Below are 15,033 nucleotides of genomic sequence, written 5' to 3'. Positions count from 1 at the left end.
ATGAAGCTGAACAGCATACATGAATGAAATCAATGGCTTGCAAAGCACTCCGCCATGATTGCCCGCTTCATTTTTCCATGCAAACAAATTCCGCCGCCCCTTTCGGGCCGCGCACGCTGTCCGGCAACCAGGTGTCCGGCGCCGGAGGCTGCGACGGCCGAAACTGAACGGATCACGATCACGAGGTTCGTGCCGGAACTCACGTGCGCTCGAGCGCATGCGTGACGAGCGCGTCGATCGTACCGTCGTGCCTAAATCCCGCCTCGATGGCACGGCGATCAGCCAGCGGCGGTTGTCGTCCGAATAGCCGCTCGATCCGCTCCACCGGCGCGTAGTCGATGTCGAACGAGCCGAACCGCCGGACCAACGCATCGACGATCTCTTGAACCGGCAGATGCAGCACCGGGGGCGTCCAGACTCGGCCGACGTGCAAGCCCTCTGCGGACATGCGTCCGGCGTGCAGCAGGTTGTCGACACAGCATCTGCGGGACATCCACCACACGGTGGCCGAGGGAGAAACGGGACAGGTATAAGACTGGCCGCTCTGCGCCGCGCGGAAGATCTGGCTCATGAACGCGGACCCATGTCCCGCAGAAAGCGCCGGACGAGCCACGATGCCCGGCAGGCGCAACGCACGGCCATCCAGCTTGCCGCGTCGCGTCCAGTCGGCAAGGATCAGCTCGCCAACCAGCTTGTGCACGCCGTAGCTCATCGTCGGGCGCGGCAGGGTGTGCTCGTCCACGGACGGGGGTAACGACTCGCCCAACACCGCAACGCTGCTGGCATAGACGACGCGCGCCGCACGCCCCTGCTCCGTCGCTTGCTTCGCCAGGCGCTCGAACAGCGCCAGCATCCCCGACAGATTCACCCGGTCGCCCTCGGCCGGTTCGGCTTCCGCCTGCGAGCCGGGCATGCTCGCCAGATGAAAGATGACGTCGACAGGTTTCGACAGCTGCGGCTCGAGAATCTCCGGGCTGCCGAAATCACCGACCCGTGCCGTGATTCGCGCATCGTCGTACGGCCATTCCGCTTGCCGGTCGACCAACAGCAGTTCCGACACATCGCCGGGCTCCGCGATACCGTCGCGCAGCAGCCGTTCGACCAACGCCGTTCCGACAAATCCGCCCGCCCCGGTCACCAGCACTCTCATGGCCGGGCCTCCGCGTCGTCGGCGCGCGGCGCGCGCACGACCCGCTGATCGATCGTGCCGAACGGTGCGTTGCCGGCGTCATCGCGCGCCGTCATCCTGACCCGGTCGCCAAAGCGCATGAACCGCGTGCGCGCGGCCCCTTCGTCGATCATTTCGATCACGCGGCGCTCGGCGACGCACGCCGAGCCCGCGTTGCGATCGGCATTCGACACCGTGCCGGACCCGACGATCGTCCCCGCCGACAGGCGGCGCGTGCGGGCCGCATGCGCGACGAGCTCACCGAAGCCGAAGTTCATCTCGCGTCCATGCGGATGACCGAACCAGCGGTCGTTCCATTCGACGTGCAGGCTCAGATGCACGCGGCCGTCGCGCCAGTGCTCGCCGAGTTCGTCGGGCGTGACGGCAACCGGTGCAAAGCTCGTAGAGGGCTTGGCCTGCAGGAAACCAAAGCCCGTCTTCATTTCGCGCGGGCCGAACGCCCGCAGGCTCCAGTCGTTGAGCTGCACGATCAGGCGGATGCAGCGCAGCGCACCGGCGGCCGATACGCCCATCGGCACGTGCCCCACCACCACACCGAATTCGCCTTCGAAGTCGATGCCGTCGGCCTCGTCAGGCAAGGGCACGTCGCTGGCCGGGCCAAGGAAATCGTCGCTGGCGCCCTGGTACATGACCGGCACCGTATCGAACTCGGGAATCGGCGGAGTATTGAACGCCTGCTCCATCAGGCGGCCGTGATTCAGAAACGCCGAGCCGTCGCACCACTGCGGACTGCGCGGCAAGGGCGCAGCGCAGGCGGCCGGATGGAACGGACGCGCATCGCGCACGCTGCCGGCGTTCAACGCGTCGTAACGCGCCTGCAAGCCGGGTGCGAGCACGTCCCAACGATCGAGCACATCAGCCAGTGTCGTTGCGATCGGTGCAGCTTCGACGGCATGGCGCAGGTCGCGCGACACGACCAGCAAGCGGCCATCGGCGCTGCCATCGGGCAAGGTGGCGAATTTCATCGTGCGCCTCCGTGTGCGGGCGTGTCGAGCACGGCGGCAATCGCCGGATCGTAGGCGCCGTCGATCAGAACGAACAGCATCCGGCATGGGCGACCCGAGCGATTCGCCCAAGCATGGTTGGTTCCCCGCTGAATCACCACGTTGCCAGGCGCCAGTGCGACTTCGGCATCGTCGAGGATCAAGGTCATTTCGCCTTCGATCACCACGCCGTAATCGATCGACTCGGTGCGATGCATCAGCGGATGCGGCGAGCCGGCCTTCACCGTCGACGCTGCTGCGTCGCCGATCTGGCTGAACGCGTCGTGCATCTTCACCGCACCGTGCGCGAGAAATTCCGGCGTGTCGGGCGGAATGTCGACGAAGCGCATACGGGTGCCGTGCTTCGGCGGCGGCAGCACGAGCGCGCCAACCGTGGGATCGACGCCGTTGTCCACGATGGCGGGGCTCGACGACGTGCTCCACACTTCGTGGAATACGGTGCCGGGAATCGCGGCGATTTCCACCACGGTTGGCAGACGACCGTCGGATGCGACGACTGCCCGACCGTCGGCATCGTGTCCGGTCACCACGCGACGAATCGCTGGAAAGCTCATGCTGCTGCCTCCACGTCGGTGTCGTCGAAAATCGCGACGGCGCGCGTCCACCCTGCCGACGCACCGCGAATCTTGTGCGGGAAGCAACTGATCGTGAAGCCGGTCGGCGGCAAGGCCGTGAGGTTGTGCAGCTTCTCCAGATGGCAATAGCCGATATCGCGCCCCGCCTTGTGCCCTTCCCAAATCAGCGACGTGTCGCCCGTTTCCGCGATCTTTTTCGCGGTATAGGAGAACGGTGCATCCCAGCTCCATGCATCCGTGCCGGTCAGGCGCACGCCACGCTCCAACAGGTACATGGTCGCTTCGTAGCCCATGCCGCAGCCCGCATTGACGTAGTCGTCGTGCCCGTAGCGCGATCCGGCCCGCGTGTTCACGACGACGATATCGAGCGGCTGCAGTTCATGGCCGATGCGCGCGAGTTCCGCCTCGATGTCGGCCGCCGTCGCGACGTAGCCGTCCGGAAAGTGCCGGAAATCGAGCTTCACGCCCGGCTGGAAGCACCATTCCAGCGGCACCTGATCGATCGTGATGGACGGTCGAGCCTCACCCAGGCTCGCATCCATCGTCGAGTGGAAATGCCAGGGCGCGTCGAGATGCGTGCCACTGTGGGTCGTCAGCGTGACCCACTCCGCGGCGGCAGCTTCACCGTCGGGATAGTCCTCGGGTTTTGTACCCGGCAGCATCGCCATGAATTCGGGCAGCGTGTCGCCGTGCTTCTGATAGCTGATCCTCGGCGCGAGCGGCGGCGGATCGGAGAGAACGTCGTTCTCGAGATAGATGGAGAGATCGACGAACCGTCGAACGGGTTTCATGTTCAGACTCCTTGGGATGGGGAACGGCGATCGAGCCGCGAGAAGCAGACTGCCGCAGCGGCGGCGATCAGCACTGCAGCGAACCCGAGGCTGCCGTAGCCGGACTGCTTGACGAGCGTGCCGCCGAGCACCGGGCCGATGGCGGCGCCCGTCATCAGCATCGCCGGCGTCGCGGCCACGGCGCGGCCGGTGCGGTCGATGCGCGCCAGCATGCCGAACGCGAAGGTGTGGGTGAAGATCATCACGGCGGCAAAGACCGAGGTGGCCGCCGCGTACGGCACGAACGCCGCGCTCTGCGTGATGACCAGCGCCAGCGCGGCCTGCACAACGGGGCCCGCCTGCACGACCTTGCGGCCCGGCACACGCGTTTCGAGCAGTCCCGCGACGGGAGCGGGAAAGAGGTTGACGAAGCCGAGCGCGATCAGCGTCGCGATCACGGCACTCAAACCGAATCCGCGATCGAGGCCGATACGCTGGACAAAACTGAACAGCATCGACTGCGTCAGCGCCATGCAGCCGACGCCTGCCATGCCGAACCAGACGACACGCTCGAAGCGAGGCTCGCCGCCGGCTGCCGCGCTGCCGCGCGCTTGAAGCGACGGAAACGCGAGCGCGCATGCGATCGCGGCAACGCCCATCACGCTCGCAAAAACGTGAAACAGCATCGGGCCGCCATGCGTTGCGATCAGTCCCGGCACGGTGCCGAGAAACGCGATAGCGAAGATGCCGAGCGCGAGGCCGGAGATCGCGAACAAACGATGCGGATTGCGGCTGCGCCCGACGGTGCCGTGCGTGAAGCTCAGGCCGCATCCGACAGCGACGCCCGCGACGGCATGCAGCGTCGCCAACATCAGGTAGCGATCAACCGGCACGGACGTGATGCCGACGAACGCGCCCGCCGCGATGCCGAAGCCGACGGTCGACATCGCGCGCGCCGGCAGGCGATTCAAGCGCGGCGAGAAAAAGACGCTGCTCAGTACGGCACCCGCCAGGAACAGCGTGGCGAGCAGGCCCGCCTTCTGGGGATCGAGCCGATACGCACCGATCAACGTGCCGACCCAAACCGGCAAGGCCACCAGATCGACCATGCCGGCGCAATGCGCGAGCATCAACGCAACGGTGCCGAACGCGCCAAGCCGCGTCGTGTCGGTCGATATCGACCGGTCGGCAGGTGCCGGCGTCGTGGGGGAAAGGTTCGTCTCCATCGTGCCTCCGCTTGCGTCAGATAGGCCGCGCGAGACTCATATGCGTCTCGTGCATGATGCGCCGGTGTTCCTCCTTGTCGCCGCCGCCAATCTCGATCTCGCCAAGCCGCCCGGAGTTTTCCACCACCATGCGGCAGCGCTCCCAACGACGCGCCTGGAATGCCTGCAAGGCAGCCTCCACCGTCGCACCGCGCCCCAGCTCTTCGGCAAGCACGATCGCATCCTCGATGCCGATGCCCGCGCCCGCCGCCATATGCGGCGTGGTCGCGTGCACCGCATCACCGACGAGCACCACCCGTGAGCTGAACCAGGGCGCCGGCAGCAGCAGGCTTTCCAGCGGACGGTAGTTGACGTGCGATTCGGTGCCGATCTGCGCGCGGATGGACCGGATCAGCGGCACGTCGAACATGGCCAGCAACTCGGACAGCATGCGCGGCCATTCGGCGGGATCGATGTAGTCGTTGGTCGGCCTGTCCTCGGTGACGAAGACGTACATTTCCTCCCGGGAAACCGGATTGACACCCGCCTTGATCCGGTGCCCCAGCCACATCGTCGCGCAAGCGATCTCCGCCGGTCGCGGCACCACGGCGCGCCACACGCCCTGGCCGGTATAGCGCGGCTTCGGCGCATCGGGAAACGTAGCGGCGCGCACTTTCGAGTAGAGGCCGTCCGCGCCCACCACGAGGTCGTACGTCCCGTGCGTGCCGTCCGTGAACGCCACGTCCACTTGTTCGCCGCGCGGCTCGATCCGCGAGAAGGTGCAGCCGAGCTTCACGCGCACGCCTGCGGCGCGTGTCGCCTTGGCGAGAATATCGGCCAGCACCGGGCGCATGATCGCGCCGCCGCCAGGAACGTCCTCGCCGGCCACTCGCGGAGTCGGCAGCACGCCGATCGACTGGCCGCCGGCCGTGTACAGATTCACGCCGTCGCCGCCGTGGCCGCCCTCGAAGAAGGCGTCGAGCACGCCGATCGTGCGCAGCGCGCGCAACGTGGGCCCGCCAATGCTGATGCCGGCGCCGTACGAGCGCCAGCCCTGGTCGATCTCGACGAGGTCGACAGTGAGGCCGAGCTTCGCGCACTGGATCGCCGTCGCCATACCGGAAAATCCGCCGCCTATGACGAGGACGTGTTGAAGAGGGGCTGCCATCTGGATGTCTCCTGGTTATGTCTGGTGTGGGTGTGTCATGTCGCGATCAGCACGATGGTGCCGTCGCGCGTCACGTCGATCTCGACGGGTGTCAGCCGCTGACCGAGGCACGGGCCGAGTACGCACTCACCGCTTGCGATGTCGAACTGCGCCCCGTGCGCGTGGCAGACGATTCGGGTGCCGTCGCCGTTCAGGTAGGCATCCTTGCGCCAGGCCATCTGCGTTTCGCCGAAAAAGTGCGGGCACGCATCGCGATACGCACGAACCTGCGCGCCGTACCGCACGACAAAAAGCGTGTCGTGCCCCTGCCCATCGGGATCGAAGCCGCGCGCGCCGGGATCGGGCAGATCGTCGACGTTTGCGAGACGGATGCGATCGGGATATGTCTCGGACATGATGAAACGATGCTCGCCGTCAATCCGACTTCGCCGCGGCCGCCCCCGGCGGAGGACCGCCCGGCGCCCACTTGTCGCGATGCTGGAACAGGAACAGTTGCGACGCGTCGGCGCCCATCGGCGCCTCGCGCGCGTTCCATGCATCGTCGTGCAGATCCATGTCGGCGTCGTACTCCACGTGACAGCCGAGCGGGCTGTTGAAATACCAGAACCAGTTCGAGCCGAACCGATGACGCCCCGGCCCCCAGAACGACTGGTAGCCCTTCGCGACGAAACGCGTGCCCGCCTGCAGCACTTCGGTCGGTCCGCCCATATGGAACGTGAAATGCTCGCAACCCTTCATGAAAGGCGGCGTCTGAATCATGAACAGCGTGTGATGGTCGAGCGTGCCGGCCGGCTGCAGAAACGGCCCGACGCCCGTGAATCGGTCGGTGCAGCGAAAGCCGAGGCGCTCCACATAAAACGCTTCGGCCTTCGCCGCATCCGGCACGAAGTAGACGACGTGCGAGAGCGTGCGCGGAGTCAGCACCGCATCGTCGCTCACGGCCACGATGTTCGGCGCGCGCTGCGCAGGCGCGCCCGGCGCATTCACGGGTTCGGCGGCCAAGGCGAGCGGACGGCGCCTGGTGACCTGGAAGCCGATCGCAAAACCCATGTCGTCGAGCGATTCGATCGATCCGTCGGCGAGCGTGCGCACTTCGCGGTCGCGGCACAGTTCCGCCGCGATCGCGTCGATCGTCGCGGCATCGGCGACGCCGTAAATCGTCTTGCGCAGCATGCTTGCCGTGCCGAGCGCAGGCGGCAACGCCGGATCGTCGCGACGCGCGATGTCGATGCCCGTTCCGTCGAGTGCCTCGAAACGGCCGCCGGTGTCGTCGCTGCGCACCGGCAGCAGCCCGTAGTCAAGCAGATATTGGCTGCAGGCGGCGACGTCGTCCACGCCGAAGACCAGCGTATCGGGTCCGATGATATTCATGAGATGTACGTACTTGAGATGGGTGAATGAGTCAGAGCGAGGTGCGTCCGCCAAGCGTTTCGGCGATCCAGTCGGCGATGAAGTGCCCCGCGTTGATCGAGTTGTCGAAGCTCGAGTGCTGGACGCCGCCTTCGCGCTCGGTGAAGATCTTGAGCTCGCGCTTGGGGCTGTTCACGAGTTGCTCGTACGTGCGATGAGCCCAGGCGACCGGGATCTGCGAATCCTGCGAACCATGCGTGACGAGGAACGGCACTTTGATACGATCGAGCACACCGTCGAGATGCACGTCTTCGGCGATGCGCATGAAGTCGTCGATATCCTTCGCGCCCCAGACCCAGCAGACATGCTTCCAGTAGTGCGGCACCGGGAAGTTGCCTTCGCGCTGCAGGCGTCTTTTCTGGACGTCGCGCCAGTCGTGGTTGGCGCCCCACACCACACCGCAGGCGAAACGCGGCTCGAACGCGACTGCGCGCGGGCAGTAGTAGCCGCCGAGCGACACGCCCTCCATGCCGATCCGCTTCGGATCGACGTCGTCCCGGCCTTCGAGCCAGTCGACGATCTTGCTCGCCCAGACTTCCGAGTTGTATACGGCATTCAGGCCGTGCAGCCGCAACGCTTCGCCGGTACCGGGCTGGTCGACAATCAACGACGACACGCCGCGCGCGGCCAGCCAGGCCGGCAAGCCCACGAAGTACTTCATTTCCTTGGTCGAGTCGAGCCCGTTGACCTGCACGAGCAGCGGGCTGCGCGCATCGGCATTCTTCGCTTTCACAAGGAGTCCGGACAGATGCGTGTCGCCGTACGGAATGGCGACGCGCTCGCAGTTGTCGCCGGAGCGTGCGATGCCATCGTCGAACGTATCGAGCGAGCGTTGGTAAAGCTCGATACGTCCCGGGGCATCGTGCGCGAGCATGCGCTCGGCCGTGATCAGATAGATCGCGGCACGCTTGTACTTCTCGCCCGCCGACCGCCGCCGCCCCCGGGCCTCGTCGTCCTGCGCGAGATCGCAAAGGCGATCGGCCTTCTCGACCCACGCTTCGCGAAACGCACGCGTGCCGTCGGCGTCCGGTTGCCTGGCCGCTTCCTGGAGCGGCCCGCACATCTCCTCGATTTCACCGATGCGCGCGCCCATTTCGATGGCGAGATTGACGGACAGATTCCAGACGTAGTTGGTAGGAAAGTATCGGAACATGCTGATTGCCTTGATTGAAATTGCGTATTGCTCGATGACGGCGCCGATGACCGGTTCTCGCGCGCAGTCCGGCGCGCGACACGATGCTCAGCCCTTGTGCCCGAAGCCGGCCCACAACGGGATGGCGATGTTCAGCCACACGCTGCTGCTCTTCGCCGTGTTTGCGGCATAGATGCCTTGCTGATAATTGAGGTTGACGTTCCAGCTTCTCGCGTCGTACACGATCGACGGACCGATGCCGAAGGTCCGCATGCGATTGCCCACGCTCACGCCGCCGGCCTTGTCGTCGCTGAACTGGTTCAGGTACGCGCCGACCACGCCGAGTTTCCACGGGCCGAAGTTCCAGCCTGCGTTGAACTCCGCGACGTAACCGTCGCCCGAGCTGTAGTCCGTCGTGCCGTTCTTCAGATTGAGCAGGAAGCGGTTTGCGAGCGCGACGTCGATTCCGTTGGGAACGTTGTAGCGAATCGAGATCACCGGCTGCACCGAGGTGTAGCCCACCGCGACACTCGACTTGACCGGGCTATAGGAACCCGTCTCGAATGCAACGTCGATGCCCGACGCAATCGCCAGGTTCGGCGAGAGATTCCATTGCAACAACACGGGCGTCAGCGTGATGTTGGAGAGGCCGTTCTGCGTGCTCGACTGCCCGAACACGGTGCTGTGCAATGACACAACGGGAATGACCAGCTGCGTATAGACGTTTGCGCCGAGCAGATGGAACGGATACGCCGCCAGCAGACGCGTGGTTTCCGAAAACACCGACGTATGGAACGGAATCGGCAGTTTCTTGCCGTCGTTGCCATAGAGGCCGTTCGCAAAGCTGTAGTTGAACTGTTCGAGTGCGAACAGGCCGGGGATCGGCGGCAGGTTGGCGATGTTCGTCCCCACCGCGCCGGCCGGATACGGTGAAACGCCGCCTTCGAACGCCTGTGCATCCTTCATCGAACCCGTCGCCAACACGGCGCAACCGACAACGGCTGCGATCAGTTTCGTGGACATGCTGTCTCCTCTTCCTGGAGGCGCGTTTGCGCCGCCTGGCATCTCTTTTAGTAGTGGAAAGCGCGGTGCAGACGGCCGAGGTACAGCGGTACGTTCGATCCGAAAATGACCTGACGCTGGCCTCCCGATACGATGCGCGGGCTGCCGTCGCGTCGAGATGTGGCTAGGTTAGGACAGGCTGATGTATGCTAAAAATGGATTCGATCCATTGCCGCTATCGACGGCATCAATACTTTCAGGTTAAACCCTGATATCGCATACGGCGCGGCCACGCGGTAGCGAAGAGGAGAACGGAGACAGCGCGCATGCGGTTCAACAAGCTCGACCTCAACTTGCTCGTGGCGCTCGACGCGCTCCTGAGCGAACAGAACATCAGCCGTGCGGCCGAAAAGATCCACCTGAGCCAGTCGGCGATGAGCAACGCGCTTTCGCGGTTGCGCGAATACTTCAACGACGAACTGCTCGTGCAGGTCGGTCGCAAGATGGAGCCGACGCCGCGCGCCGATGCGCTCAAAGACGCCGTGCGCGACATCCTTGTGCGCGTCGACGCGACGGTGGCGGCTCAGCCCGAATTCGTGCCGGCGCACGCGAACCGGCTGTTCCGCCTGTTCGTTTCGGACTACACGATGACGACGCTCATGCCGCACCTGTTCGCGCTCGCTTACAAGGCAGCACCCGGCATCCGCTTCGAGCTGCGCCCGCAAATCGCGTATCCCCACCGCTTGCTCGAACGCGGTGAAGCGGATCTGCTGATCATCCCCAAGGAGTATTGCTCGACCGAGCATCCGGCCGAGGTATTGCTCGAGGAAACCTACTGCTGTGTGATGTGGCGCGACAGCCCCCTCGCGCAAGGCGAGATGACGAACGAACGCTACATGGCGGCCGGGCACGTCGTCGTGCAGGTCGGCGACGCACAGGCGGCGATCGAAGACTGGTTCATGCAGCGGCTCGGCGTTGTGAGGCGGGTCGAGGCGAGCACGTACAGCTTCGTGTCGCCGGCGCACCTGCTGGCCGGCACGAACCGGATCGCCACCATGCACCGGCGGCTCGCCGAAGAAGCCGCGCGCAGCCTGCCGATCGTGCTGCGCGAGGTACCGGTGCCGGTCCCGACGATGGAGCAGGCGATGCAATGGCACAAGCACCGGACCTCGGACCCCGGGCTCACCTGGTTGCGCGGGCTGCTGAAAGAGGCTGTCGCGAAGATGGACGAAGGTCGCCATGACGCTCGCTGAGCCGGCTCACGCCGGCCTGGCTTCGGCGAGAACGAAGGGATCCCCGTGATTGGCTGCGTATCGACGCGGCGCAGATGCCTGCAACCGCCCTTGTTCACGCTCGACGGCGGTTGGCGTACGGAAGTGATGCTGGCTGCGTCCACCGAGAGATAGGGCACGACAACCACTACCGCATGGGAGCCGTCTCGCTCGCCTTGGATGCCGATCCGCTCTGCCTTAGCGACAAACGACACCGGCGTGCCCATGGCCGCTCGAAAATACGCGTTTACGGAAGCTATGCAAAAATCTTTCGACCCGTAAACGTATGACCACAGCCATGAGCGACACGCTGCAGGAACAGCACGCAGCGGCAGATCATGCAATGCGCAACTGGACCTTCGAGAGGCAAGGTCCGGTCCGGATCGGTTCCGACGCGCACATGCAGATGTTCTGCCGCATGCTGCTCGACACACACAACCCGTACAAGCCGGCGGTGATCGACTGGCCGGCGCTCACGCCCGCCGAGCTCAAACGGCTCACGTCGCTGCCGATCTGGGACATCGCAGTGCAGACCGAAGGCCGCGCATCGATCCGCGTGGCCACCTATGCGGCGACGATCGGCGATCCGCTGCTGCGCCGCGCACTCGAGATGGACGGCGGCGAGGAAGCGCGCCACAAGGTCGTGCTGTCGAAGCTCGTCGAGGCATACGGCATCCGGCTCGCCCCCGAGCCGGCCTACCCTGCGCCGAAAGATCCCGAGTGGTGGTGGATCGTCACGGGCTTCAGCGAATGCATCGACAGCTTCTTCGCGTTCGGCCTGTTCCGTTCCGCGCAGCGCTCCGGCTATTTCCCGCCCGAACTCGTCGACACCTTCGAGCCCGTGATCCAGGAAGAAGGCCGCCATATCCTGTTCTTCGTGAACTGGTACGCGTGGTACTGGCGCTCGCTCCCGTGGTGGCGCCGGCCGTGGTTCTTCGCGCGGGTCGCGGCCGTATGGGTGCATTTGATCCGGGAGCGCATCGGCATCGCGCGCGGCATCGATTCCGACGGCGTCGCACGTGACGCGAACTTCCCGGCGACCGGCACCGCCGATATCGGCGATGCACTCAATCCGCGCGAGCTGATCGAACTGTGTCTCGCCGAGAACGACCGGCGGATGGCCGGCTACGACAAGCGCCTGCTGCGCCCGATGTTTGTGCCGCGCATGGCGCGGCTTGCGCTGCGGTTTCTCAAGAAGTAAAGGCCACCGCGCCGGGCGGAAGTCCGGTTGGCCCGGTTGTCCGGTCGGGCAACCGGGCAACGCCTTCGTCGACGCTCAAAACCTCGGGCCGCCGAATTCAACCGGGATCCGGGCGTCGGCAACGGCATCGCCAGCATCCGGCCGTGCAACAAGCGATACGCGACGATCGACGCATCCGTCCCGTTCGGTGGCCCGCTCCCGGGGCGCGTTCGAACTTCGCTGCGGGGTCGTTGCACTTCCATGGCGAGCCGCGTTACTGGGCTACCCCGTCCGCCGTCCGCTCGAGGCCGCCCCATCGCATCCGGTGTGGAACCTTGCCGACTGCAGAGCCCTGCCGGATGTGGCGCGCCGGACACACTCACTCCCGCCCTTTTTTCTTCGGCGCTTGGGCGCACGCGGACAAATTGTCACACCCAGGATTTGACGATTCGGGGACATGGCCGACGGCACCGGACAGCCTCTTTAACAACCTGTCGCCGCCAGACGCACCATCGACGCAGATCACGCCTGCCTGACGGATTTGCCCCGTCGCTGAACCCCATTCGATTGTCACAGTCGCGGAAATAGTCAATAGGACAAATTCGAAAGGTGAATGCTGACGATCCGGTCCACCGCCTTGTAGCACTTTTTTACAAATTCGACGCACCGACCGGCCCGAAACGCCCGTCACGCGGGCCATCGCAGCGGACCGGACGCGCAAATCAGCACAGCCCGATGTTCGACATTTCAAATTAAATTGATTTAAAGATAATCCTAAAAATCAATCAAAAGCCAACACATAAATAGTCAATTAACAAGTTAACAAGATGGAGATCGCATTATTAAACCTCGTACCAAGAAACATTACAATCTCGAAACTTTCGCCCGCTCCGCAAACGTTTGCTATTTCATTTGTCTTACAATTCGGCGATTCTGTTGTGTGACCCACCGCACAAAATAGACATAACACATTGATTTTTATACGAAAAACCATGAAAGTCGCCGCAGTTCAAAACCATTCACTAAACACTCTTACGTCTTACAAATACATTCTGAGTCAATGCATCAAAACACGACCCATTAACCATCCTTTAACTTTCCAAACGCTCTATTTATCACTTTTTATCAATCTGAAAAATCCGCCTCCAATAAACTCCGCCCATCAATTTTGAGATTCGCGCGAGCGCACGGAGTATTCCTCTAACAAAAGAGACCGGTGTGTGGCGTGCATATTTGGAGGTAGCAGGACATGAACCGCACATACCGCTCGATCTGGAACGAGGCTCTTGGCGCATGGGTCGCCGCATCGGAAATCGACTCGGCACGGGGCAAGCCGAACAAGTCGGCTGTTGCCGCCGCCGTGCTCGTCGCGCTGGCCGCACTGCCTTCATTCGCGAGCGCCAATACGTTCATACCAGGAACGACCAACGGCACCCAGTTCACAGTGTCGTCATGTACGTCGGGTGGCGGCAGCGGTACGGTTGGCCGCACGACGACCGGCAACACCAATGCGTATCCGGTCGACGGATCAGGCACCTATTCCACGGTCGGTGGCTGTAACGCCTCCGGCAACAACAACCTGGCGGCGACCGCTTACGGTGCGTTCGCGCAGGTCACCGGTACCGGCGGTACGGCAACGGGCTTTCTGTCGTCTGCCGGGCTGTGGGGCACGTCCGCCGGCCTCGAGTCGACGGCCAGCGGCGCGGGTGCCACGGCGCTCGGCTTCGGCGCAACGGCCAACGCGCTGAATTCGGTCGCCATCGGCGGCGCAGCCGGCAATGGCACGACCCCGCTTTCTTACGCAAACTCGACCATCGCTTCGGGTGCCGGCGCGGTTGCGATCGGCAGCAATGCAACGAAGGGAGCGCAGTCGGCCGCTTCGGACGGCATCGCGATCGGCGGGCAGTCGTCGGTGGCTTCGAGCGCCACGTCGGGGATCGCAGTCGGCCGCGGCGCGGCCGTCAATGGCGCATACGGCATCGCGCAAGGCGACGGTGTCACCTCCGGCGCGACGGGCCAGAACGTGGCGATCGGCTCGTCCGGCACCACCGCGAACGGCGCCACGGCAGGCGGCGGCGCGGTCGCGATCGGTCGAGGCCAGGTCGCAAGCGGTGACGGCGCCGTTGCGATCGGCGATCCGAACAGCGCAACCGGCACGGGTGCACTGGCGATCGGCGCGAACAACACGTCGAATGGTTCCGGGGCCCTTGCGCTCGGCAACGGCAATTCCGCGAGCGGCACCGGCTCCGTCGCGCTGGGCAACAGCAGCACGGCAAGCAACAGCGCGGTAGCAATCGGCAGCTCCGCGAACGCGACGGGCACGAACGGCGCCGTCGCAATCGGCAATTCGGCAACCGCAACGGGCATCGGCGCGATTGCACTCGGCACCGTCGGCAGCTTCGCCGCCACCACGCGTGCGACGGGCGCAGACGCCATTGCGCTCGGCAACGGCTCGACAGCCAGCGGCGCGTCCGGCGCGGTCGCCGTCGGCTCCTCCGCCGTGGCCTCGAACAACTATGCGACGGCCTTCGGCTCGAACTCGACTGCGTCGGGTTCGGGTTCGGTCGCGTTCGCCCAAAACGCGAATGCAACGGCCTCGAACGCCATCGCCATCGGCGTCGGCTCGACCGCAAACGTCGCAAACTCGGTTGCGCTCGGCAGCAGCTCGGTAACGAACAGCACCGCGTCGGCGACGACGGGCGGCAACACCGCCGTCAACAGCACCACGATCGGCGGCCAGACGTTCGGCACCTACCAAGCCGGGACGCCGACGGGCGGCATCGTCAGCGTCGGTCAGGTTAACGCGGAACGTCGAATCCAGAACGTCGCCGCGGGCCTCGTCAGCGCGACCAGCACCGATGCGATCAACGGCAGCCAGCTCTACGCAGTGGCGAGCACGACGACGTCGAACATCACGAGCCTGTCGACGTCGGCATCGACCGGTTTGTCGTCGGCTAACAGCTCGATCACGTCGCTCTCGACCTCGACGTCGACGGGTCTCTCGTCGGCCAACAGCTCCATCGGCTCGCTGTCGACCGGCCTCTCGTCGACCAATAGCTCGGTCACCTCGCTGTCGACCTCGACGTCGACCGGTCTCTCATCGGCCAACAGCTAGATCGGCTCTCTG

13 protein-coding genes are annotated in these 15,033 nt (G+C 64.6%); 3 read left to right on the top strand and 10 right to left on the bottom strand.

Going from position 1 to position 15,033, the window contains the following annotated elements; all coding sequences use genetic code 11:
- Nucleotides 1-199 precede the first annotated feature (199 nt).
- The 10 genes from FFS49_RS28825 to FFS49_RS28780 form a co-directional block, all read right to left on the bottom strand.
- Nucleotides 200-1,150 carry an NAD-dependent epimerase/dehydratase family protein gene (locus tag FFS49_RS28825; protein ID WP_137910408.1) on the bottom strand — a complete coding sequence of 317 codons (951 nt, stop codon included), beginning with the start codon at nucleotides 1,148-1,150 and terminating at the stop codon, nucleotides 200-202.
- Complete coding sequence (locus FFS49_RS28820) at nucleotides 1,147-2,154, bottom strand: fumarylacetoacetate hydrolase family protein (protein ID WP_039346665.1); 1,008 nt, start codon at nucleotides 2,152-2,154, stop codon at nucleotides 1,147-1,149. Before FFS49_RS28820 ends, FFS49_RS28825 begins: the two co-directional genes overlap by 4 nt.
- Nucleotides 2,151-2,747, bottom strand: coding sequence for a cupin domain-containing protein (locus tag FFS49_RS28815; RefSeq protein WP_137910417.1), 597 nt, complete (start codon nucleotides 2,745-2,747; stop codon nucleotides 2,151-2,153). The genes FFS49_RS28820 and FFS49_RS28815 overlap by 4 nt, the downstream gene beginning before the upstream one ends.
- Nucleotides 2,744-3,559, bottom strand: coding sequence for a cyclase family protein (locus FFS49_RS28810; RefSeq protein WP_039346669.1), 816 nt, complete (start codon nucleotides 3,557-3,559; stop codon nucleotides 2,744-2,746). The genes FFS49_RS28815 and FFS49_RS28810 overlap by 4 nt, the downstream gene beginning before the upstream one ends.
- 2 nt (nucleotides 3,560-3,561) lie before the next feature.
- Entirely contained in the window at nucleotides 3,562-4,764 is a 1,203-nt protein-coding gene (locus FFS49_RS28805; protein WP_137910407.1) for an MFS transporter, read from the bottom strand.
- Nucleotides 4,765-4,780: 16 nt separating this feature from the next.
- Entirely contained in the window at nucleotides 4,781-5,911 is a 1,131-nt protein-coding gene (locus FFS49_RS28800) for an FAD-dependent oxidoreductase (protein WP_137910406.1), read from the bottom strand.
- A 35-nt stretch (nucleotides 5,912-5,946) separates the two neighbouring features.
- The gene (locus FFS49_RS28795; RefSeq protein ID WP_137910405.1) at nucleotides 5,947-6,306 is read right to left on the bottom strand and encodes a Rieske 2Fe-2S domain-containing protein; all 360 of its coding nucleotides are present in this window, start codon (nucleotides 6,304-6,306) and stop codon (nucleotides 5,947-5,949) included.
- Nucleotides 6,307-6,325: 19 nt separating this feature from the next.
- Nucleotides 6,326-7,282, bottom strand: a complete 957-nt coding sequence (locus tag FFS49_RS28790; RefSeq protein WP_071331995.1) for a VOC family protein — start codon at nucleotides 7,280-7,282, stop codon at nucleotides 6,326-6,328.
- A 31-nt stretch (nucleotides 7,283-7,313) separates the two neighbouring features.
- On the bottom strand, nucleotides 7,314-8,474 hold the full coding sequence (locus FFS49_RS28785) for a prolyl oligopeptidase family serine peptidase (protein ID WP_137910404.1): 1,161 nt from the start codon (nucleotides 8,472-8,474) through the stop codon (nucleotides 7,314-7,316).
- Nucleotides 8,475-8,561: 87 nt separating this feature from the next.
- Nucleotides 8,562-9,476: a transporter gene (locus FFS49_RS28780; protein WP_071331993.1), complete on the bottom strand. Its 915-nt coding sequence runs from the start codon at nucleotides 9,474-9,476 to the stop codon at nucleotides 8,562-8,564.
- Nucleotides 9,477-9,781: 305 nt separating this feature from the next.
- Here FFS49_RS28780 and FFS49_RS28775 point away from each other — a divergent pair, with 305 nt between their 5' ends.
- From FFS49_RS28775 to FFS49_RS28765, 3 genes are all read left to right on the top strand, one after another.
- Nucleotides 9,782-10,708 carry a LysR family transcriptional regulator gene (locus FFS49_RS28775; protein ID WP_071331992.1) on the top strand — a complete coding sequence of 309 codons (927 nt, stop codon included), beginning with the start codon at nucleotides 9,782-9,784 and terminating at the stop codon, nucleotides 10,706-10,708.
- A gap of 316 nt (nucleotides 10,709-11,024) precedes the next feature.
- Nucleotides 11,025-11,927: a ferritin-like domain-containing protein gene (locus FFS49_RS28770; protein WP_137910403.1), complete on the top strand. Its 903-nt coding sequence runs from the start codon at nucleotides 11,025-11,027 to the stop codon at nucleotides 11,925-11,927.
- Nucleotides 11,928-13,155: 1,228 nt separating this feature from the next.
- Nucleotides 13,156-15,021 carry an ESPR-type extended signal peptide-containing protein gene (locus FFS49_RS28765; protein ID WP_249362360.1) on the top strand — a complete coding sequence of 622 codons (1,866 nt, stop codon included), beginning with the start codon at nucleotides 13,156-13,158 and terminating at the stop codon, nucleotides 15,019-15,021.
- Nucleotides 15,022-15,033 lie beyond the last annotated feature (12 nt).

This window comes from Burkholderia sp. 4NA327C6 (assembly GCF_005502655.1).
GTDB lineage: Bacteria > Pseudomonadota > Gammaproteobacteria > Burkholderiales > Burkholderiaceae > Burkholderia > Burkholderia contaminans.
Note: the sequence above shows the minus strand (reverse complement) of the source record. Positions and strands in the feature narration are given on the sequence as shown.